The sequence below is a fragment of the Syntrophotalea carbinolica DSM 2380 genome (assembly GCF_000012885.1).
Lineage (GTDB): Bacteria > Desulfobacterota > Desulfuromonadia > Desulfuromonadales > Syntrophotaleaceae > Syntrophotalea > Syntrophotalea carbinolica.
The window spans coordinates 2083750-2105087 of sequence record NC_007498.2 but is presented as its reverse complement, the minus strand read 5'-3'; the positions used below and the strand labels follow the sequence as shown (position 1 = coordinate 2105087).

Here is a 21338-nt window from a genome sequence, read left to right as displayed (position 1 = left end):
ACTATTATGGAAGTGTGACATTGGCTGGAGATATCTTATAGATGAGAAAGTAGAAAATTACTCTCCAGCCTTACATGAGCATTGAACGTATGGTGCTATAAGAAATCTATTCGAGCATTTCTATGCCAAAAATAGTAAATAATGATCGAATTTTCAACCTCTTGCAGATATAAATTGGAGAAGAAAATGAACGCGGCGTTTTTATACGGATACTATGGAATGAAAAATACGGGAGATGATGCTCTTCTTTCTGTTTGCAACTGGGGGGTACGAAAATATTTAAAAGTCCAAAAGGTGTTCGCAACCTCTACGAAAATAAATAATCCATACCTAGGGGATGGGTTTTCTCCTGTTTATAGATCGAAAGTTTTCCTTCGTGGTGAGAATAGTTTGCGTGCTTATTTAGCTGCTTCCCTTTCGAGTTCTGTTGTTTTTGGTGGTGGATCGGTTTTTCATACGGCAAAGTACATTAACAAAATGGCTCAATTTGTCAAGTTTGCTGGGAAGGGGTTGCATTTTGCTGTTGGTGTTGGTGTTGGGCCATTTCGTGATCTAAATGCTGAGCGTGCCTGTGCTAAATTATTTAATAATCTAAGCTTTGTAGGTGTCCGTGACCAGTTGAGTTTCGATATTGTAACAGATATTTGCCCTAATATTAGGTGTGAAAAAACTTTTGATCTTGCACCGCTATTACCACTTTTGTCTTCTAATAATCTTAACTCAAAAATCAATACTCAACCTAAAAAGGGTATAGGTTTTGCTCTATGTGATTACGAAAGTTTTGTCGGAGGGGATACAAAACGAGAAATTATACGTAGAGAAAAGATAAAAAAGTTTATTGACTTGTTGGACCCTAATGAAGTCCAAGAGTTGATATTTATCGACTTTAATGGTCACTACAAATTTGGTGATCATAAAATTCATAATGAAATTATAGGTAAGATTGATAAGAGGTTCAAAGTAACCCACATCTCCTATCATTCGAATCCAGGTATTGCACTTCGAGCAATATCTAATCTTCGAGCAATGGTTGCTATGAGGTTGCATTCAGCTATTTTTTCTTATGTAGTTAATATACCTTCTATTATACTGAGTTATCATGAAAAATGTAATCAATGGGCAAATGATATTGGTGTTCCATCCAGTTGTTTATTTGATAGTGTTTCTTTTGATCCATCTGAATTATCCGATTCTGTTAGATTGATTTTAGATGGAAAAATCCCAGGGCCTATTTTGAGTCCTAGCAAGGCATTGGAGTTAGCCTTTAAAAATTGGACATGGCTTGACGAATAATCGTTTTATATACAAAGTAATTTTGGAGTTAAAATGAAGAAAATCATGAATATATGTAGTTGGCTTGGACCTCCCTATGATGGCGGCAATATTAATCGTTATGAAATATTGAAAAGGCTTTCGAAAAATCATGATTTAAGATTTTTCTTTCCCAGAGATGTTACCGATTCTAGACCTATGGATGGTAGGCAATTATTAAGTTTGGGTGTATGTAATTCTGGTGTAAAAGTTCTCGACTTACCAAAGCTCTCAAAATTTGACTATTTAAAAGGATTTTTATTTAGTAAATATCCAGCTGGCATTTATGCCCGTAATAAAGCATATTTTGAAATTTTCAAAGAAGCTTTAAGTGATTATTGTCAACAATGGAAACCTGATGTAATTATTGTTTGGAATCCAGCTCTGGCTCTAATACTCAAGGATATTTGCCCTTTTGTTCGAAGGAGAATTTTGTATGCTTGCGATTGCATGAGTCTTGTCCTCGAAACTCTTGCTGAAAATCATCACAGTCATCTGAAAAAGCTTTATTATAGGAATAGTGTAAAGGGTAGTGAGTTTATCGATCGAACTGTTTATCCCTATTATGATGATGTTATATTTATAAGTGAAAGAGATGCAAGCTATTCAAAATTTAATGGGAAATATAAAATTCTTTGTAATGGTGTGGATGTTAAAAAATTTAAGCCTTTACCGAGTTTTAAATCTAAAATACCCACTCTAGGTTTCCATGGTAATTTATCGTATGAGGCGAATAGAGATGCTGTTCATTATTTAAATAATTACATAGCCCCCAGAATTCAAGAGTATTTCCCGAATATCTTGATAAAAATTATAGGCGGACCATCAAGCTCTGTTGATTCCTTGAAAAAACATTGTTTAAATTCCTCGATTCAATTTACGGGTTATGTTGATAGCTTAGAAGAAGAGCTTAATAATCTTTGGGTTTATCTTGCGCCTCTTATGATAGGGGGGGGAGTTAAGAATAAAGTTTTGGAAGCCTTATCATGTGGTCTTCCTGTTTTAGGTACTCAGGAAAGTTTCAATGGCTTATCGCTTGGTAGCATGGATGCTATAGTCTCTGATTATGATCCTGATATTTTTGTTCGAAAATTGGTTTCTCTTATTGAAAAACCACAATATGCTATAGAAGTTGGGAATAATGCTAGAAAATGGGCTGTTGAAAATGCTAGCTGGGAATCAGTCTGTTCTAAATTTGATTCTATTATCAATCAAGAAGCTTGATAGTATAATTTTAAAATTTTACAAAATTATATTTTAGGGCTGTTGACTTAGCGATATTCCATGAAGAATAATATAAAAGTGGCCTTGTTTTTTTTGTTTGTATGCGTTGGGTTTAGTCTTTCAATTTGTAATATTTTTAGCAGTTATAATGGGTTGCTATGGGCTTCAGGGCTCTCTCTTGTTTCTGCTATAATTATTTTTGTTGTTTTTTTTAAAATGAATAAGTTGCTTCCTTTATTTTTTAGTTTGTTGTTTTCAATAGGTTATTTAATAAGAGGTGTTATCGTTGGTCTAAATCCTAGTCTACTAGATGATTTGTGCCCCAAGGCTCCTGATGAGTTGTGTTTTAGTTTTACCGTTGGTCTAATAGGTTGGTTTATGTTTGTTTTGGGGGCTCTTATCACTGGTAGACCAAAAAGGTTGGAATGTAAATACACATATGGAAAGAAATATATTATCATCACTAATTGTTTGATAATTGTAGGCCTCTTCTCTAGGGCAGTGCATCAAGCCTATTCAAACTCGTCTTTTTCTTCCACTTTTTTAGGGCAATTATCAACAATTGGATTTATTTGTATGTTGTCCAGGTTGGTTGTAGCGAGAAAGGAAGAAGCTAAGTATATTTGGGCAATTATTTTTATCTACTCTGGTTTAGGACTGCTTTCTGGTCAAAGAGCAGCATGTTTTCTTCCGATTATTGCTGTAATAATTTGCTCTATATTAATCGAAGGTCAATTTAAACCAAAGAAATTAATTTTAAATTTAGGTACAGTTATTCTCTTATTTGTTGTGTCTTATCCATTCTTGACACAGGTTAAGCTTGTAATGTCCAAGCAAAGAGTGGATGCTGTAGGAAAAGAAAGAGTTACACTTGCGCAAGACGTCATGACTTCTATTGAAATGAAACAAGACATGCCTGATGGGAACGTTTTAACTGCCTTTTCATCTTCTATATTAGCTGTTTCAAAAAGAATGTCGCATTTAGAAATTGGGGCTGTGTCTGTTATACGTGGTGTTGAACGATGGGGCTTTTTGGGCGGACGATCCTTTTACCATAGTCTTATACAATTTATTCCACGTAAAATATGGAAAAATAAACCCTTTATTGGCTTTGGTGAAGAAGTTTATTATCTTCAATATGGTAATCGTTTTGGAGCGGCAACAGTACCAATTGCTGTTGATTTTTTTATGAATTTTGGATTTGTCTCGCTAATTATTGGTATGGCAGTTGTTGGATATATATATAGTTTATTGAATAATATTGTTATAGAGAAACCTTCTCCTTTTGGGATTGCCTATCTTTCTGTAATAGCATTTGATTTAGCTTATTCAGGTAGGGGGATTCCTTGGTCAGTTTTTGTTATCGCAAGTTATGGTATGGTTTGTTATTTTCTTGCCAGAATATGTAAGATACGTACACAATCTGTTGGGATGTGATGTTCATGTAATTTAAATTTGTTGATTATAGGGGAAAATGATCTACTGTCGTAAAATTTAATATAAATATAAAAAATTTTGGCCAGAAGCATATAAATGACGTTTTGATATCAATTGCCTTTATTTCAAATGGTATAGGTTGTTTTTATGGAAAAAAACAGGAATAAAAAATTACTTTTTTATTGTAATTGGGGAGTATCTGTCAAAAATGGTGTTTTTTATATATCACAACTACATAATGAATATTTGAAAAAGAGCGAAAGTTATTTTAGTGATGTTATTCTTTTATCCAAAGAGAAGGAATATCATTACACGGATGTACCAATTAATAAGACAATCAAAGTAAATCTTCTTCCGCGATTTGAATCATATTTATCTTCTTTGAGGTATTTTAAGTGTATATATAAGTCAATAAAAATGTTGTCAACTACATTTGATATCGCATATTTAAGAACTCCAGAGCCCTTTTCATGGTTGTTTCACATTTACAAAGGCAGAAATACAAAGCTTGTATACCATTATGCATCGAATCCTATAGAAGCTATATGGGGTAAAATAAATGACGGTATATTTTTCAAAATTTTAAAAACAATTTTGTTTTTACCAGAATACCTTTTGACTTTATATGTTGCAAAGAAAAATACTGCCACTTGTAACGGTGAGGGCCTGAAAAATTCACTTGAAAAATTCGGGTTTTGTAGCTTTACTATTTTAAATGAATCAACGTTAACTAGCTCCTCCTATTTAAACAATTATAGACCTATAACCACTTTTGAATTTCCGATTAAGCTTCTCTATGTCGGGTTTATTCGTCCAGCAAAAGGACTTGATTTTCTTTTTGAAGCTGTTAGCTATCTGACTCATAAAGAAAAAATGAAAGTTACCATAGATATTGTAGGTGATGGTGAATATATTTCACATTTAAAGCGGCTTTCTTCTTCTCTTGATATTTCATGCTCAACTTTTTTTCATGGTTATTTGCCTCTGGGGGAGGATATATATAATCTTTATAGATCTAGTGATATTTTTGTCTTGCCTTCCTTATCGGAAGGAAGTCCTAGAGTGATTTTGGAGGCAATGGCTAATTGTTTACCTGTAGTATCCACAAATGTTGGAAATATTCCAAATTTGCTTGCTAGGGATCGTGGAATTTTGGTCGATGTCAAAGACCCTATGATGATTAAAGATGCAATTATTAAATTAGTTAAGGATCCAACATACGCCGATATTGTTTGCAAAAATGCATATATATTTTCCAAATCTAGATCCATTGATGCATTCTTTAATGATTTCTCTGATATTGCATATAAGGATATGCTGTGAAACACTCATTGCTTTTAATTTATTCCTATATTGTAAGGGTTTCAACCTACTTTTTTCCTGATATTCCATTTTTAATGTCATTCAGAGGCTTTTTATACTCTTTAGGAATGAAATCATCTGGTCGTAACTTTCAAGTTAGTTCAAGTGCTCTTATCCGTGGACTACAGTTTCTATCAGTTGGTGAAAATGTTTTTGTTGCTCATAATTGTACTATACTAGCCGGGTGCTCTGTCTCCATAGGTAGTAATGTTTTAGTTGGTGTGGGCTCTGTTATTACAGATGGAAATCATAGTTATAAAGATAAAACCGGATATCGTTTTGGTTTATCTAAAAGGAAACCCGTAGTTATCTTGCAAGGGTCCTGGATTGGTGGAAACTGTGTTGTTTTGCCTGGCTCAGAATTTCCGCAAAATTCTGTATTGGCGGCAAACTCTACATATAGAATGCGTTCAGATGATGAAAATAGTCTTTTTTCTGGCAATCCAGCTGTCTTTATAAAATATTTTCATCGTGAGGTTAAATACTAAAATGGACAAAGTTTCTATAATTACACCCTGTCATAATTCTGCCCCTTTTGTTTTGGAAACAATTAAATCTATATCTGAACAGACCTTTACTAACTGGGAGCACATTTTAGTTGATGATGCCTCAACTGATGATACTTGGCAAATTATTCAGAAATACTGTTCAAGTGAACCTAGAGCTAAGTGTTTTAGGCTTACTAAAAACTCTGGTGCCGCATTAGCACGAAACATGGCTATTGAGGCAGCTCAAGGTCGATATATTGCATTTATTGATTCTGACGATCTATGGATGCCAGAAAAACTAGAAAAACAAATCGAGTTTATGCGTTACAAAAATGCATATTTATCTTTTTCTAGTTATGAAAAAATAAATGAATACGGAGTTCGGTCAGGGCGGATGGTGGATGTACCTAATGAAGTTAATTATAATGAAATTTTAAAAGGGTGTGTAATAGGGTGTCTTACTGCTATGTATGACAGTAAATATCTTGGCAAGGTGTATATGCCTGATATACGACGAGGCCAAGATTATGGACTTTGGCTTCGTATTCTTAGGCGAGGACATATCGCATATGGATTAAATTGTCCTCTTGCTTTATATCGGGAAAGATCTGGCTCTATCTCTTCCTCTAAATTTAAAAAAGCATATTCTCAATGGCGTATTTACAGAAATATTGAAAAGCTATCTTTAATCTGTAGTCTAAAGAACTTTTTCTTTTATTCTTATAAAGGATTCAAAAAGAAAATCATTTGATGCCTATCAATAAAAATAATGTATTCCTATAAAAATTGTTGCCGTAGGATCCAAATACTTTTTCTCCATATTTGTAAGAATTTTACGCGTTGTCTATAGAACCCAATAATTGCAAGTGAAGTATTTTGTAAACATGGTCATGCACAACGCTATTATGTTAATGTCTCATGACCGTCAGAAGATCTGTCAGTTATGGCAGGCAGGCGAGTGCAAAGTTCGCTGCCTGGAAGTACTTTACCGAGTTCGCGGGTAACGATCTACAAAACATCGGTTTGAAACATAAAATAACAATTCTTCCCATGAAGAAGTGGTAATGATCGTTTTTCCACTTTAAAGTATGGGTAAAACTTCTGGCTAAGGTGGAGCGCAAACTCATAGAAATGCAAACGTGAAGCCAGATGTTAAAACAATGCGTATCCATGAGAGCAGGTCCACTCCGATAACAAACGCCTTCCCTTGTTCATGGGCGAAGACCAGACACTGCCCAATGAGTATCTTTTTGTCGCTATAGATGTCTTTTCCTGGGATCTCTAGTCGGGATCTTCTTGGATAAAACGCAATACAGTGTCGAACTTTTTCTAGTTCAGGTTGCTGATGAAAACCCTTAAACCATCGAATGCACAGATTTAAATAACGTTAAAAGGTTCAAAGGAGGTAGCGAAAATGCGTTTTTGAAAGCCTGCTCCGAAATTGTTATTGGGATTACGCACGAATGTGTCTGCTAAGGGGTATTGGTTTGTGCCTGGTGGGCGGGTTTATAAAAATGAGCGTCTGGAAGAGGTTTTAATCCGAATTTCTTTGGCCGAACTTAGTAGAAGTCTCACCTTGGCTGACTGCCGTTTTTTGGGCATGTACGAACACTTTTATGCATATAATGCTTGCTCGGAAGAGTTCAGTACACACTATGTTGTGGCGGCATTTTCTCTGAAAGTCGAAACGCTGGAGTCTTTGCCGGATCAGCAGCATAGTGAGTATTGTTGGTTTTCGACTGCTGAAATTTGCGGCGACCCAAACGTTCATGCTCATACTAAAGATTACTTTCTACCTTCAAATGGGATTAGGTGAGAGTAGCGTTGGGTGAGGAGTGAAGAGTTAGGTGTGAAGTGTTAGAACCACATATCAAATTACGACTGCTTATTTACAGTTGTTATTGCTTTGTACTTTTGGAGGAAAAATGATTGTCCCGGTAATTATGTCCGGTGGGGCCGGTACCCGTCTTTGGCCTTTATCACGTGAGCTTTACCCCAAGCAGCTTCTGCCTCTGGTTAACGAGGCTACCATGCTGCAGGAGACCCAGCTGCGTCTTAATGGTCTACAAAACCTGGTCGAGCCGTTGGTTGTTTGCAATGAAAGTCATCGTTTCATGGTGGCGGAGCAGTTGCGCCAGGCAGGGTGCCCTGCCGGTGCAATAATGTTGGAGCCGGTTGGACGTAATACCGCTCCGGCTGTTGCTGTAGCTGCCTTGCAGGCGCAGGGTGCTGGGGATGATCCGGTTTTGCTTGTATTGCCGGCTGATCATGTGATCGTTGATGCTGAGAGTTTTCGTTGTGCTGTGGTAGAGGGCGCGAAGCTTGCTGAGGCTGGTAAGTTGGTGACTTTTGGGATTGTGCCGACTAAGGCTGAGACAGGGTATGGGTACATACGCGCTGATCGCGCGTGTCCTTTGTCATCTGTCACTTGTCATTTGTGTAAAGGCGGTCCTTTGTCCTCGGTCACTTGTCATTTGGAAAAGACAAAGGACCAGGGACCAATGACTAATGACCCGACGGCTTTTGCCGTCGCTGAATTTGTTGAAAAACCCGATGCTGAAACGGCAGAGCATTACCTTGCTTCCGGCGATTACTACTGGAACAGTGGTATGTTTATGTTCCGGGCGTCGCGGTATCTGGATGAGTTGGAGAAGTTTGCTCCGGAAATGCTGAGTTGCTGTCGTGAGGCATTGGAAAAGGCGCAGCGGGATCTCGATTTTGTTCGGTTGGATGCGGAGGCGTTTGGGGCTTGTCCGAAGGATTCCATCGACTATGCGGTGATGGAGAAGACTGCCGATGCTGCGGTGATTCCGCTGGATGCGGGGTGGAGCGATGTTGGTTCCTGGTCGGCGTTGTGGGAAGTGGGGCAGGCTGACGGTGCCGGCAATGTGATGCGTGGTGATGTGTTGACCCACGACAGTAGCAATTGTTATCTGCACTCCAGCGGTCGCATGGTTGCTGCGGTGGGGCTTGAGGATCATGTGGTGGTGGAAACAGCCGATGCCGTGCTGGTGGCGCGGCGGGATCGGGCCCAGGACGTCAAGGCTATTGTCGAGCAACTTAAAGAGCAGGGCAGGGGCGAGGCGTTGCTGCACCGTCGGGTCAACCGTCCTTGGGGCAGCTACGAGAGCATCGACCAAAGCGATCGGTTTCAGGTCAAGCGCATTACGGTAAATCCCGGTGCCAGCCTGTCTTTGCAAATGCATCATCATCGGGCTGAACACTGGATCGTGGTCAAAGGCACGGCCCGTATCACCAAGGGTGATGAAATCTTGGTCCTTTCCGAAAACCAGTCGACTTATATCCCTCTCGGTGTGAAGCACCGCCTGGAAAATCCCGGTTTGATACCGCTGGAGTTGATTGAGGTGCAGTCCGGGGCGTATCTCGGGGAAGATGATATTGTGCGTTTTGATGATCTGTACGGCCGGTAGGCCGTATAGATCATCAAAACGGGTCCTTTGTCACTTGTCCTTTGTCATTTGTGGTCGCTTACGCTTAACTTTCCTTTCATGATTTTTGTTTCCCCCTGATTAATGTCGGAATAGCCTTTCTTCTTGGGGCTTTCTTTAATAAATGGTAGATTAGAGGGGATAAATAAAGCTTATCAAGGAGAGGAAAGATGACCACTCGAAGGTTTGAGGAGCTGCGGGTATATCAGCTTTCTGAAAAATTGGCGGATGATATTTGGAAGATTGTTTCGGAATGGGATTATATGGCCAAGGATACCGTTGGAAAACAGTTGGTTCGTGCTGTTGACAGTGTAGGGGCTAATATCGCTGAAGGAACTGGTCGGGGTTCTTATCAGGATAACCGACGATTTGTACGAATAGCCAGAGGCTCCCTTTACGAAGTCAGACATTGGTTGCGTCGGGCCTATAATCGTGGATTGCTGACTGAAGATCATATTCTCTCCACCAAGCTTCTGTTGCAGGAACTTGCGCCCAAACTCAACGCCTACCTGCGTTCCATTGGTGCCCAAAAAACTATGACTGATGACAAGTGATAAAAGACGATTTTTATACAAATGACCAAGGACAGGTGACAAATGACGAATTTAACATGCTTCAAAGCCTACGACATCCGCGGTCGTTTGCCGGATGAGTTGAATGAGGATATCGCTTATCGTATTGGCCGGGCTTATGCCGAGTATCTGAAGCCGGGCCGGGTGGTGGTGGGTCGGGATGTGCGGCTCAGCAGTGCTGCGTTGTGTGATGCGCTGGCTAATGGGTTGCAAGACGGCGGGACGGATGTTTTTGATATCGGTTTGTGTGGTACGGAAGAGATATATTTCGCCACCTTCGCCGAGGAGATGGATGGCGGCATCATGGTGACGGCCAGTCACAATCCCATGGATTACAACGGCATGAAACTGGTGCGGCAGGGCTCGCGGCCCATCAGTGGAGACAGTGGGCTGGATGCTATTCGGAAGTTGGCTCAGGACAACCAATTTGCTCCGCCGGCACAACGCGGTACCCGCACTGTTCTGGATACCCGACCGCGTTATATCGAACATCTGCTGGGTTATATCGACCGGCAATCATTGCGGCCTTTGAAGGTCGTGGTCAATGTCGGCAACGGTTGTGCCGGTCCGGTACTGGATCAGCTGGAGCAGCATCTGCCTTTTGAGTTCATCAAGGTTCATCATGAGCCGGACGGCACCTTTCCCAATGGCATTCCCAATCCCTTGCTGCCGGAAAATCGGTCGGCCACGGCCGAAGCGGTGGTGGCCCACGGTGCGGATCTGGGGATTGCCTGGGATGGTGATTTTGATCGTTGTTTTCTGTTCGATGAGAAGGGTGGCTTCATCGAGGGGTATTACGTGGTGGGATTGCTGGCGGCGGTGTTTCTGCAGCACCATCCCGGCGCCCGCATCATCCATGATCCGCGTCTGACCTGGAATACCATGGATCAGGTATCGGAGCTGGGCGGTACGGCGGTTATGAGCAAGACCGGCCATGCTTTCATCAAGGAACGCATGCGCCAGGAGGATGCGGTGTACGGCGGTGAGATGAGCGCTCACCATTACTTCCGGGATTTTGCCTACTGCGACAGCGGCATGATTCCCTGGTTGCTGGTTGCGGAACTCATGAGCCGCAGTGGCCAGCCTCTTTCCAGTTTGGTGGGAGAGCGTATCAAGTGTTATCCCGCCAGCGGCGAGATCAATCGCCGCCTGAGCGATCCTGCTGCAACTCTGTCCAACATCGAGAATCATTATCGTGTCGGTGCGAAAGCAACCGATTTTACGGATGGATTGAGTATGGAGTTCGATCAGTGGCGGTTTAATCTGCGCTGCTCCAATACCGAGCCGGTGGTGCGGTTGAATGTCGAAACCCGCGGCGATCAGGGGTTGATGGAGCAGAAGACGCAGGAAATCCTAGGCATGATGGATGCGCGTTAGTTTAAAGGCATATTACCGCCCGTTCGCTTCGCTCACTCGAGGGCGCGGAGGACGCAGAGAGAGGCAAAAACCAGGAATTTGTTGTTTGGTTTAAGATAAGATCTAGATTTTGCTCTGCGTTCTCAGCGATCTCTGCGGTAAATTCAACTCAAAGGCAATAGAACGCGGATGCCGCGGAAACTGCAGGGATTAACATCTGATTTAACCCCAAAGTCCGGTTTTTTGGGTCGAGGCATTTGTCTTTATCCGTGTGCATCCGTCGTTATCTGGGGGAGTCCCGGGGACGTTCTTACTTTAGTGCATTAGCTGGGTTGAATTAAGGATAAATTAATGATATGTTTGGCCAATGCCACGACAACCCCGTCTTGACATACCGGGCCTGCTTCAACATGTCATCGTTCGCGGGATCGAACGATCAGAAATATTCCTCGATGATGGTGATCGCCGGCGTTTTGTTGACAGGTTTGACCGATTACTGGTCGAAACTGAAACCGATTGCTACGCATGGGCACTGATTCCGAACCATTTCCATCTGTTGCTGCGCTGCAACCGGATGGAACTTTCTCGCTTCATGCGTCGCCTGCTTACCGGGTATGCCGTTTATTTCAATCTCCGCCATAATCGATCCGGGCATCTGTTCCAGAACCGCTATAAGTCAATTGTGTGCGAAGAAGAAACCTATTTTTTGGAATTGATTCGCTACATTCATCTTAATCCTCTCCGGGCCGGCCTTGTGTCAGACTTGGATGAGCTAGAGCGATACCCTTGGTGCGGCCACCAGGCAATTCTCGGCAATGCGCACGTTTCGGGGCACTCCGTGGAGGCAGTCCTGGCGCACTTTGGAAGACAAATGGACTTGTCACGGGATTTGTATCGTCGATTCGTTGCAGATGGTTCCGGGATGGGTGACCAACCCCATCTGGTAGGCAAACTGTCAAAGCGACAAGAAAGCCAAACAGATGCAGTTGTTTTCGACAACCGGGTACTCGGAAGTAGTGGTTTTATAGAAACCCTTAGTGAGCAGAATGATCTCAAGGGACGATTGCAGGATCGAAAATCATTGGAAGAACTGCAGCGAATTATTGAAGATTTTTTCCGAGTAAAACCGGGGGGGCTCGGTCAGCGGGGTCGACAAGATACGATTTCATCTGCCCGTGCTGTTTATTGTTTTCTGGCCGTGGCCAAACTGCGCTATTCGGGTGTAGAGGTCGGAAAGAGGCTTGGTATCTGCGGTTCTTCCGTGAGTCGGGCAGCCAGGCGAGGTAAGGAGCTGTTTCAGTCCAAGGGCGATCTTCAGGTGTTGTGGGCAGGTTGTTAATGCACTAAAGCAAGAACGTCCCCGACTTGTCCCCTAGAAACCCTTAGTGAGCAGAATGATCTCAAGGGACGATTGCAGGATCGAAAATCATTGGAAGAACTGCAGCGAATTATTGAAGATTTTTTCCGAGTAAAACCGGGGGGGGCTCGGTCAGCGGGGTCGACAAGATACGATTTCATCTGCCCGTGCTGTTTATTGTTTTCTGGCCGTGGCCAAACTGCGCTATTCGGGTGTAGAGGTCGGAAAGAGGCTTGGTATCTGCGGTTCTTCCGTGAGTCGGGCAGCCAGGCGAGGTAAGGAGCTGTTTCAGTCCAAGGGCGATCTTCAGGTGTTGTGGGCAGGTTGTTAATGCACTAAAGCAAGAACGTCCCCGACTTGTCCCCTTGGGGACTCACAGCGGAAGGCTCTGGGGTCAGGTCTTGCAATGCCACTTTTCCACGCTAAATTCCTGATGGAAGGAGAGGTGGAAGTCATGGCTCGTTCCTTACGCATTGAATCCCCTGGGGCTGTTTATCACCTTACTTCGCGGGGTAACGCCCGGCAGGGAATCTTTGGAGACGACAAAGACCGTGAGGCCTTCCTTAACCTCCTCGGTAAGGTTGTTCGAAAATATCGCTGGCTTTGTCAGGGAGGGGCTTTGGGGTCAGGTCTTGCAATGCCACTTTTTCACGCTAACTACTGATGATAGGGGGGCAGAGGGGACGTAGGTGACCTGTTGACTTATCGCAGCAGACGGAAAAGTTTTTTTGTTTGGAAGGCTCTGGGGTCAGGTCTTGCAATGCTGCTTTTCACGCTAAATTCCTGATGGAAGGAGAGGTGGAAGTCATGGCTCGTTCCTTACGCATTGAATTCCCTGGGGCTGTTTATCACCTTACTTCGCGGGGTAACGCCCGGCAGGGAATCTTTGGAGACGACAAAGACCGTGAGGCCTTCCTTAACCTCCTCGGTAAGGTTGTTCGAAAATATCGCTGGCTTTGTCAGTAGGTGACTTGTTGATTAATCGTGTGGTAACAGAGGCTGCAGGGGGGTAGGATGATCCATTGTCTCTTAAACACTTAAGGCTCGCTGTATCAAAACCTGTTCAACATCCCGGCGGCCATCGATGCAGGCCAATATGTGAACGGCGTTGTCCAGCACTTTATATATAATCCGATAAGGACCGTTGGTGATTTCTTGGATGTCCTGGATCCCCATAGGTACCAGTTCCGGCAATGCGTGGCCGCGGTCCGGGAAATTTTTGAGCTGTCGAGCGGCTTTTTCCAGTTTTTGTACCAAATCTCTGGCTCTATCCTTGCCATCTCTGAGGGCCACATATCGATACAGCTCAAAAAGATCGGAAAGGAAATCGGGGGCAAGCACAACCTGGTAGGTTTTCATCCCTTTTTTTCCTCATGGTCAATTTTCTTCCAAAGCTCTTCAAATCCCTCATCCAAGGTTTTGCCGCGACCTTCCCGGAGGCTGCGCTCGCTTTGCGCCAGGAGCTGCATGAGCGCAATGGTGTCTTTAAGGCGTTCATATTCACGGATGCCCATGATCACGGCTTTCGCTTCGCCATTTTGAGTAATAACCAGGGCGTTGCCGTCTTGGTCGAGATGGCCTAAAACCTCAGCCGAATGGGCCTTGAAATAAGTAATCGGTTTAACGGATTCGCTCAGTTTCATCGCTGGAACCTCCATTTTGTGGCTCTTCCCCCGATCGAGTGGGTAACAGCTATCGCATGATGCCTTCAGGGTATAGCTTCAAGCCCCCGAGATGGAAATAAATGGCATTGCGGAACCGCTCCTTATTGCGGAATCCGCGACTTCTTACCTTGATAGTTTTGATCCGGCTGTTGATGCTCTCGGCCGGGCCGTTGGTGACCTTCAGAATGATGGCATTGAGAATGCCCCAAAGGTGCTCTTTGATCGTTTTCGCAACCTTTTTCATGGGCTGCAAGCGGCAACGAACAGCCCAGGCCAGCCACTTCTTCCAGGCCTTGACGGCCCAGGGTCTGCGAACGTAATGCCACAATCCCATGGCGGCCTCTTTTAGCGCCCAGGCGCGGGCGGTTTTCAGGCTGCTCTCTCGCAGATCGCGAAACCAGCGCCATTGCTTGTCGCTCATGTTGACGGGGTTGGTCAACCACACATGCTTGGTGCCGCTCAGATCCTTGCAATCCTGTTTGAGTAGCACCTTATGTTCTTCACGGCGCACCTTGTCGACGGCCTCGCCGAGATATTTGGCCACATGAAACTTGTCGAAGGCGATTTTCCGGGACGCGTCGGGAATCTTCGCCAGAGTAGCGTTGATGTAGGCAGGCCACATATCCATGGAAACCGACTCAATGCCTGCTTTCTGTTCCTCGGAAAGGGAGTCGTAGTAGTCCGTCAGATCCTTCTTGTTTCGCCCCAGGGCGACATGGAGCACGTGTCCTTGCTCCTGGTCCGAGACGACTGTGACATAATCGTGCCGCTTGCGGAAGGAGGTCTCGTCGATACCAAGATGCTTGGGAGCCTCGTTTTCGCGTCGCGCAAGGCCCCGCGCGACGGCCCGCACCATGATGCCGTCAATGGCGTTCCAGCTGAGATTCATCTGTCGGGAGACGGCCGAGATAGTGGCCTCCTTGAGCCAGTCGATGACCAAGGCTTCAAACAGGGCCGTGAACCCGGAGCCAGGTTCCGCCCAAGGCACTTCAACGGTCACGACGCCGTGCTCAGGGCACTGAACGCGGGGGACATCGGCCACAAGCATGGTCTTATACTGGCAGGTATCTAGGTGCCGCCATTTCCGCTGTCGCGTGTCGTAGCCGGGGACCGTTGCCCCACACTTTGGACAGGTCATGGGGATAGTTTGATCCCGTTCAACAAAAACACTGACCTCGCCAGCAGCAAGCGCGAGTTTCACTTCGGCGACCTTCCAGGGCGACCGAATACCAAGGATTTGAGCGTACAAAGCTGTATCATTCATGTGAGAAACCCTAACTTACCCACTCGATTTTGGGAAGAGCCCATTTTGTTAACTGAATTCAGTTTAAATTAAGTTTGATCTGAAGGCAAGACATAGCGCAACTCCTGGGGCCCCAGATGGAAGAATAACCCATGGGGTAATGTCCCCCAGAGGGGACGTAGGTGACTTGTTGACTTATCGCAGCAGACGGAAAAGGTTTTTGTTTGCACATATGTTTGCAATTAGCTAACCTGAAGCAGGTACTCGATCGATTACTCAAAGGCCGCCCGCAAGGCTCTGAAAAGTATGCCGCGCAATACAGCAAGACTCGTCATGGAGAAGATCGAGACGCTGGCGGCTGACCCATACGCGCCGAATAACAATGTCCGCAAACTCACCAACCACCCAGGATATCGTCTAAGGGTAGGGGGGTTACGGGTTGTCTACCTGGTCCATGACCAGGCACTGGTGGTTGCCGTGGTGCGCATCGCATCGCGGGGAGAGGTTTATCAATGAAAGCGCAGATCATCAAGAAAAACGGCCAGCCCGAGTATGCCGTGATTCCATATGCCGACTACCTGCGGCTGTTGGAGGCCTTTGAAGACAAGGCCGATGCGGCGGCTGTGGCCGAATTCCAGGAGGCCTACCGGGCCGGCCGGGAGTTCCTGGTTCCTGCGGAAATCCTCCGCCGCGAATTGGAAGGTGATTCGCCGGTCAAGCTTTGGCGGGACTATCGCAGCCTGACCCAGCAAGAACTGGCCGACCGGGCCGGTATCAGCAAGCCGTACCTGTCACAGATTGAATCCGGTAAGCGGCAAGGCACGGTTGAAACCCTTGCCGCCATTGCTCGAGCCCTTGACGTGCCGCTGGACGTGATCACTGAGTGAGGAATCGTCATCTGGGGACCCCGGAGGTGACGGGACCCCAGCAAAGGCTTCTGGGCCAGGTCTTGCAAGGCAGCCCAGAGGGGACGTAGGTGACTTGTTGACTTATCATTTTTTGCCGATATTCTGACATGCATGCCAAGAACAGCGCGAATCGATCATCTGGATCTTCTTCAACACGTCATGGTAAGGGGCATCGAGAAAAAGCCAATTTTTCACGATCATGCTGATCGGATCGCCTTTCTCCAGCGGATGAATCTTCTGCTGGGGGAGACGGGCACCGAATGTCTGGCGTGGTCGCTGATGCGAAACCACTCCCATCTTCTGTTGCGGGCCGGGGCAGTTGGTGATATGGCTGCTTTGGACAGCTATCCCTGGTCGGGTCATGCGGTGCTGATGGGAACTCAGGATTTGACCGGACAAAATACCGACGAAGTTCTCGGTCGGTTCGGTGGCTCCCTCAGAACGGCGCGAACTGCTTACCGTCAGTTTGTTAGCATCGGCGCGGGGCAGGGGGAGCGTGAAGAGCTTTGTGGCGGCGGGTTGCGCCGTGTGATGATGACCGGGGTGGAGGATAAACCCCAGATGTACGATGAACGGGTACTCGGTTCGGGTGAGTTTGTGCAGGGACTGCTAGATGAGTCGCGCATTTCATCATCCGAACCTTCGATTCTGACGCTCGAAATTTTGGCAGAAAAGGTGGCGGAAGTGTTCGGTGTCACGGTCGAGGATATCCGACAACCAGGTCGTCGCAACGCGGTGACGGATGCTCGCAGTCTGATCAGTTATCTCGGTTTCAGACGTATGGGTTATTCGGGTGAAGCCGTCGCTCGCATCCTGGGTATCACCCGCTCCGGGGTGTGCCGTCGAAGTGCGGCTGGAGAGGATCTTTATCGAACAGACGATAGCCTTAGAGAGCTGTTTCCGTGAGCAGGGAAGAACGGTTGGTTAAAACATGATTTTGAGTTATTACGATTCTCAAACTCGTGCTATAAAAAGTGTGTAGGTACTGTTTGAAAAGCGGGAGCCGCAAAACTCCTATTTCTTTCAGAGTTGCCCCGCATGCCGATCCCTTGCCAGGCGGGAACAACTTGGATGGATACAGTTTCCGAAAGGGATATGTCATGCAACGGGAGCAGGTCATCCGGATTCTTTCACAACATATGGAAGAAATCCGGCAAAAATTCGATGTTCAATCCCTGTCTCTTTTTGGTTCGGTTGCCAGAGGGGAATCTAGGCCGGATAGCGATCTCGATATCCTGGTTACCTACAGTCAAGTGCCTGGGATGTTTAAATACTTGGATTTAAAAGAGTATCTCGAGGGCTTGTTTCATCAGCCGGTTGATCTTGTGACTATGAAGGCCCTCAAAAAACAACTGCGCGATAAAATCCTTGGGGAGGCTGTTCATGTCCACTAGGGACTGGAGGTTTCGGATCGAGGACATTCTGGAGGCAATTACTCGTATTCAGGAATATTCCGCTGGTCTTGATTATCCTGAATGGTAACAGGATCAAAAAACCGTTGATGCGGTTATTCGTAATTTTGAGATTATCGGATAGGCAGCAAATTATGTGCCTTTCGAGGTTCAAGAACGGTTCCGAAAAATTCCCTGGGCGAAGATGAGAGGCATCAGAAATGTCTTGATTCACGAGTACTTTGGTGTGGACGTTGAAGTTGTTTGGAGAACAATTCAGGATGACTTGCCAGGGTTGAAAATACTTTTGATGGAGCTAGATAAAGGTTTAGCTTAGATTTACAACTCTCCATGTGAAGATAACATGATACTTCCGATAATCCTCTCTGGCGGAGCCGGCACTCGTCTCTGGCCCTTATCCCGTGATCAATATCCTAAGCAATTCCTACCTTTAATCCATGAAGCTACCATGCTGCAGGAGACCCAGCTGCGTCTAAACGGTCTGCAAAATCTGGCCGAACCGCTGGTGGTCTGCAACAAAAGTCACCGGTTTATGGTGGCGGAGCAGTTGCGTCAGGCTGGTTGCCCTGCGGGCGCCATTATGCTGGAGCCGGTGGGACGCAATACCGCTCCGGCTGTGGCTGTAGCTGCTTTACAGGCGCAGGGTGCTGGGGATGATCCGGTTTTGCTTATATTGCCGGCTGATCATGTGATTGTTGATGATCTGACTTTCCGTGGTGCGGTGGTTGAGGGCGCGAAGCTTGCTGAAGCGGGGAAGTTGGTGACTTTTGGGATTGTTCCGACGAAGGCTGAGACGGGGTATGGGTACATACGAGCTGAGAAGCAGTCATTAGTGATTAGTTGTCAGGTCCCGCATGATTCCTGACCTGTTTACGGAAAAGTTTTGGTTTCTTTTTTTGCCAATCCTTCAGCGCTTGTATGGGAGCTTTATGCCCCAACGCTCGCTGAGGAATATGCTGGTTGTATAGATAACCATAACGTAACAATGTCTGCTCCAAATTTTCGGCGGAATCGAACCGGGTTGTTGCCAAAACCTCGCTGATGCGACCGTTGAATCGCTCAACCATCCCGTTGGTCTGAGGGTGGCGTGGAGGAATAAGCCGATGTTCAATACCATGCTGAACGCAGGTTTTGTCGAATACATGATTCCCTGTTGGCTTTCTCTCTCCAGCAGTGGAAAATCGATCCGTGAATGCCTTGTCGTTGTCGGTGAGCAATTTTTTGATCACAAATGGCGCTTTGGCTACCAGGCGATTCAAAAAGCCCTTTGCGGCTTGGGCGGATTTGCTCTTGCACACTTCCAGGTAAACCCAGCGGGTAGCACGGTCGATGCCTACAAACAGGTAACGCCGAGAGGTTTCGTCCGGCATCTGTGGCAAATATTTGATATCGACATGAACGAACCCCGGATCGTAGTTTTTAAATGTTTTGGGCTTGTTGTTGGCCGTTTCCTCTTTCGGGATCAGGTCCGCCAATCGGGATACCCCATGTCGTCGCAAACAACGGTCAAGTCCCGCACGAGAGACGTCAGCATTGACAAATTCCCGAGTGACGACCAGGAGATCATCGAGAGACAACAACAAAGAGCGACGCAACTCGATGACAACGGCTTCCTGGGCTTCGGTCATCGTTGTATTCAGTCGGTGTGCCGTATGAGACCGATCGTGAACATCGTCACGTTTGCGCCAGCGACGTACCGTGTCAATGGATATGCCCAGTTCTTTAGCTAAAGCCTTGTGCGATTTTTCCGACTCTTGGATATATCGTCGGATTTTCGGGGTCGTTGTGGCATTAGCGTGTAACCGTATCGTCATATCAGACTCCTTTAGATTTCACCGCAGAGAATATCAAAAAGCATATCCCGAGCTAAGAATAACGGGAAGCTTTTTCTGCTAATGGAATCATCCGGGACCCAACAATTAGTGATTGGTTATTGGATGATAAGCTCAAACCTGAGACTGATGGTTCCGTTGGTAATGCTCAAAGGCAAGCGACTGTAGAAACGAGCGCTTATCCTGTTGCTGAATTTGTAGAGAAGCCGGATCAATCTACTGCCGAATCGTATCTCGCTTCCGGCGACTACTACTGGAACAGCGGTATGTTCATGTTCCGGGCTTCGCGGTATTTGGAGGAGCTGGAGAAGTTTGCACCGGAAATGCTGAGTTGCTGTCGTGAAGCTTTGGAAAAGGCGCAGCGGGATCTTGATTTTGTACGGTTGGATGCGGAGGCGTTCGGGGCTTGTCCGAAGGATTCCATTGACTATGCGGTGATGGAGAAGACTGCCGATGCAGCGGTGATTCCGCTGGATGCGGGGTGGAGTGATGTCGGATCCTGGTCGGCGCTGTGGGAAGTGGGGCAGGCAGACAGTGCCGGCAATGTGATGCGTGGTGATGTGTTGACCCACGACAGCCGCAATTGTTATCTGCACTCCAGTGGTCGCATGGTTGCCGCCGTCGGGCTTGAGGATCATGTGGTGGTGGAAACCGCCGATGCCGTGCTGGTTGCGCGGCGGGATCGGGCTCAGGACGTCAAGGCCATTGTCGAGCAACTTAAAGAGCAGGGCAGGGGCGAGGCATTGCTGCACCGGCGGGTTAACCGGCCTTGGGGAAGCTACGAGAGCATCGACCAAAGCGATCGGTTTCAGGTCAAGCGCATTACGGTTAATCCCGGCGCCTGCCTGTCTTTGCAAATGCATCACCATCGGGCTGAACACTGGATCGTTGTTAGTGGCACGGCCCGTATTACCAAGGATGACGAAACCCTGGTCCTTTCCGAAAACCAGTCGACTTATATTCCCCTCGGCGTGAAACACCGCCTGGAAAATCCCGGGTTGATACCGCTGGAGCTGATCGAGGTGCAGTCCGGGGCTTATCTCGGGGAGGATGATATTGTGCGTTTTGAGGACAGATATGGGCGGTAGAAGTCAATTATAGTGATTGGTTGGAAAGTCAAATCAGTGATTGGTGATTGGTGATTGGTTAAAAAAATAAACAAAAGCAAAGCAAAAATTAAAGCAGTGATTGTTACTAGTCACGATTCACTAATCACTTGTCACTGTTTATATAACAAGAATTATCGACGTTTTTCCAGGGAACGAATAAGTCCTTTAAGCATTCGGGATATTTGGGAAAGATCTTGTTGAGCTTTAAGTAAATTCTCTGAGTGTCCCATGTTGATCAATTTGGCGATTTCGATCTGCGTATCCAACTCGCTCGCTGAGCCTGAAGAAATATGGAGAAAATGGATAAACTCCTTCAACGTTTGTCGTGCTGCACCTTCCGCAATATTGCTGGCTATGGAGACAGCCGCCCGACACATTTGAGAAGTTAACCCGTATTTCTCTTCCGGAGGAAAGCCTCGCGTTACCGAATATATTGCTCCGGCTAAAGCTACGGATCGTTTCCAAACTTCCAATTGCTTATGGTGTTTCATTGATTTCGATATTGGACTCTGCTGAAAAGGGTTAAATTGCTACCATGCCCAACTTACCCGAGATGAAACATTAAGTAAATCTATTTTTACCAATCACTAATCACCAGTTACGAATCACTTTTT

22 protein-coding genes and 2 pseudogenes are annotated in these 21338 nt (G+C 45.7%); 19 read left to right on the top strand and 5 right to left on the bottom strand.

The annotated features are described in order from the left end of the window. The first annotated feature begins 186 nt into the window (after positions 1–186). The 12 genes from PCAR_RS18415 (at position 187) to PCAR_RS18650 (ending at position 13522) form a co-directional block, all read left to right on the top strand. Positions 187–1293, top strand: a complete 1107-nt coding sequence (locus PCAR_RS18415) for a polysaccharide pyruvyl transferase family protein (RefSeq protein WP_011341535.1) — start codon at positions 187–189, stop codon at positions 1291–1293. Positions 1294–1326: 33 nt separating this feature from the next. Next, positions 1327–2535, top strand: a complete 1209-nt coding sequence (locus PCAR_RS18410) for a glycosyltransferase family 4 protein (RefSeq protein WP_011341534.1) — start codon at positions 1327–1329, stop codon at positions 2533–2535. Between the two features lie 60 nt (positions 2536–2595). After that, entirely contained in the window at positions 2596–3972 is a 1377-nt protein-coding gene (locus PCAR_RS18660) for a hypothetical protein (RefSeq protein ID WP_011341533.1), read from the top strand. Positions 3973–4119: 147 nt separating this feature from the next. Then, positions 4120–5295 carry a glycosyltransferase gene (locus tag PCAR_RS18405; protein WP_011341532.1) on the top strand — a complete coding sequence of 392 codons (1176 nt, stop codon included), beginning with the start codon at positions 4120–4122 and terminating at the stop codon, positions 5293–5295. Continuing rightward, positions 5292–5822, top strand: a complete 531-nt coding sequence (locus PCAR_RS18655; RefSeq protein WP_011341531.1) for an acyltransferase — start codon at positions 5292–5294, stop codon at positions 5820–5822. The genes PCAR_RS18405 and PCAR_RS18655 overlap by 4 nt, the downstream gene beginning before the upstream one ends. Before the next feature lies 1 nt (position 5823). Further along, complete coding sequence (locus tag PCAR_RS18400) at positions 5824–6573, top strand: glycosyltransferase family 2 protein (protein ID WP_011341530.1); 750 nt, start codon at positions 5824–5826, stop codon at positions 6571–6573. A gap of 690 nt (positions 6574–7263) precedes the next feature. Continuing rightward, positions 7264–7638, top strand: coding sequence for an NUDIX domain-containing protein (locus PCAR_RS18395; protein WP_081425048.1), 375 nt, complete (start codon positions 7264–7266; stop codon positions 7636–7638). Positions 7639–7747: 109 nt separating this feature from the next. Then, a complete protein-coding gene (locus tag PCAR_RS09965; protein WP_011341529.1) occupies positions 7748–9253 on the top strand; it encodes a mannose-1-phosphate guanylyltransferase/mannose-6-phosphate isomerase in 1506 nt (501 codons plus the stop codon). A gap of 188 nt (positions 9254–9441) precedes the next feature. Continuing rightward, positions 9442–9825, top strand: a complete 384-nt coding sequence (locus PCAR_RS09960) for a four helix bundle protein (protein ID WP_011341528.1) — start codon at positions 9442–9444, stop codon at positions 9823–9825. Between the two features lie 42 nt (positions 9826–9867). Beyond that, positions 9868–11220, top strand: a complete 1353-nt coding sequence (locus tag PCAR_RS09955) for a phosphomannomutase/phosphoglucomutase (protein ID WP_011341527.1) — start codon at positions 9868–9870, stop codon at positions 11218–11220. Between the two features lie 346 nt (positions 11221–11566). Next, positions 11567–12538 carry a transposase gene (locus PCAR_RS09950; RefSeq protein ID WP_011341526.1) on the top strand — a complete coding sequence of 324 codons (972 nt, stop codon included), beginning with the start codon at positions 11567–11569 and terminating at the stop codon, positions 12536–12538. Positions 12539–13363: 825 nt separating this feature from the next. Further along, a complete protein-coding gene (locus tag PCAR_RS18650; RefSeq protein ID WP_281047630.1) occupies positions 13364–13522 on the top strand; it encodes a hypothetical protein in 159 nt (52 codons plus the stop codon). A gap of 63 nt (positions 13523–13585) precedes the next feature. Here PCAR_RS18650 and PCAR_RS09940 read toward each other — a convergent pair whose 3' ends face one another. From PCAR_RS09940 to PCAR_RS09930, 3 genes are read right to left on the bottom strand one after another with little or no spacing between them, the layout of a single operon-like run. Beyond that, positions 13586–13915: a type II toxin-antitoxin system RelE/ParE family toxin gene (locus tag PCAR_RS09940; RefSeq protein WP_011341525.1), complete on the bottom strand. Its 330-nt coding sequence runs from the start codon at positions 13913–13915 to the stop codon at positions 13586–13588. Then, a complete protein-coding gene (locus tag PCAR_RS09935; RefSeq protein ID WP_011341524.1) occupies positions 13912–14199 on the bottom strand; it encodes a type II toxin-antitoxin system Phd/YefM family antitoxin in 288 nt (95 codons plus the stop codon). Before PCAR_RS09935 ends, PCAR_RS09940 begins: the two co-directional genes overlap by 4 nt. A 49-nt stretch (positions 14200–14248) precedes the next feature. Continuing rightward, positions 14249–15484, bottom strand: a complete 1236-nt coding sequence (locus tag PCAR_RS09930; RefSeq protein WP_041531335.1) for an ISL3 family transposase — start codon at positions 15482–15484, stop codon at positions 14249–14251. Between the two features lie 246 nt (positions 15485–15730). Here PCAR_RS09930 and PCAR_RS09925 point away from each other — a divergent pair, with 246 nt between their 5' ends. The 6 genes and pseudogenes from PCAR_RS09925 to PCAR_RS09905 form a co-directional block, all read left to right on the top strand. Continuing rightward, positions 15731–15979, top strand: a complete 249-nt coding sequence (locus PCAR_RS09925; protein WP_041531334.1) for a type II toxin-antitoxin system RelE family toxin — start codon at positions 15731–15733, stop codon at positions 15977–15979. Further along, complete coding sequence (locus PCAR_RS09920) at positions 15976–16350, top strand: helix-turn-helix domain-containing protein (protein WP_011341521.1); 375 nt, start codon at positions 15976–15978, stop codon at positions 16348–16350. The genes PCAR_RS09925 and PCAR_RS09920 overlap by 4 nt, the downstream gene beginning before the upstream one ends. Positions 16351–16482: 132 nt before the next feature. After that, a complete protein-coding gene (locus tag PCAR_RS09915; protein ID WP_011341520.1) occupies positions 16483–17277 on the top strand; it encodes a transposase in 795 nt (264 codons plus the stop codon). A 194-nt stretch (positions 17278–17471) separates the two neighbouring features. Beyond that, positions 17472–17765 (top strand): nucleotidyltransferase family protein, encoded by a 294-nt coding sequence (locus tag PCAR_RS09910; RefSeq protein ID WP_011341519.1) that lies wholly within the window; start codon positions 17472–17474, stop codon positions 17763–17765. Between the two features lie 154 nt (positions 17766–17919). Then, positions 17920–18099 carry a HepT-like ribonuclease domain-containing protein gene (locus tag PCAR_RS19260; protein WP_200858967.1) on the top strand — a complete coding sequence of 60 codons (180 nt, stop codon included), beginning with the start codon at positions 17920–17922 and terminating at the stop codon, positions 18097–18099. A gap of 27 nt (positions 18100–18126) precedes the next feature. Next, a pseudogene (locus tag PCAR_RS09905) lies at positions 18127–18609 on the top strand (sugar phosphate nucleotidyltransferase); the annotation flags it as partial. 10 nt (positions 18610–18619) lie between these two features. On the opposite strand, the gene PCAR_RS09900 reads toward PCAR_RS09905, so the two are convergent. Further along, positions 18620–19597 (bottom strand): IS481-like element ISPca3 family transposase, encoded by a 978-nt coding sequence (locus PCAR_RS09900; protein ID WP_011341518.1) that lies wholly within the window; start codon positions 19595–19597, stop codon positions 18620–18622. A gap of 137 nt (positions 19598–19734) precedes the next feature. Between PCAR_RS09900 and PCAR_RS09895 the strand changes: the two are divergent. Then, positions 19735–20703, top strand: a pseudogene (locus tag PCAR_RS09895) (mannose-1-phosphate guanylyltransferase/mannose-6-phosphate isomerase); the annotation flags it as partial. Between the two features lie 152 nt (positions 20704–20855). Here PCAR_RS09895 and PCAR_RS09890 read toward each other — a convergent pair. Further along, positions 20856–21215, bottom strand: a complete 360-nt coding sequence (locus tag PCAR_RS09890; RefSeq protein WP_011341517.1) for a four helix bundle protein — start codon at positions 21213–21215, stop codon at positions 20856–20858. Between the last annotated feature and the right edge of the window lie 123 nt (positions 21216–21338).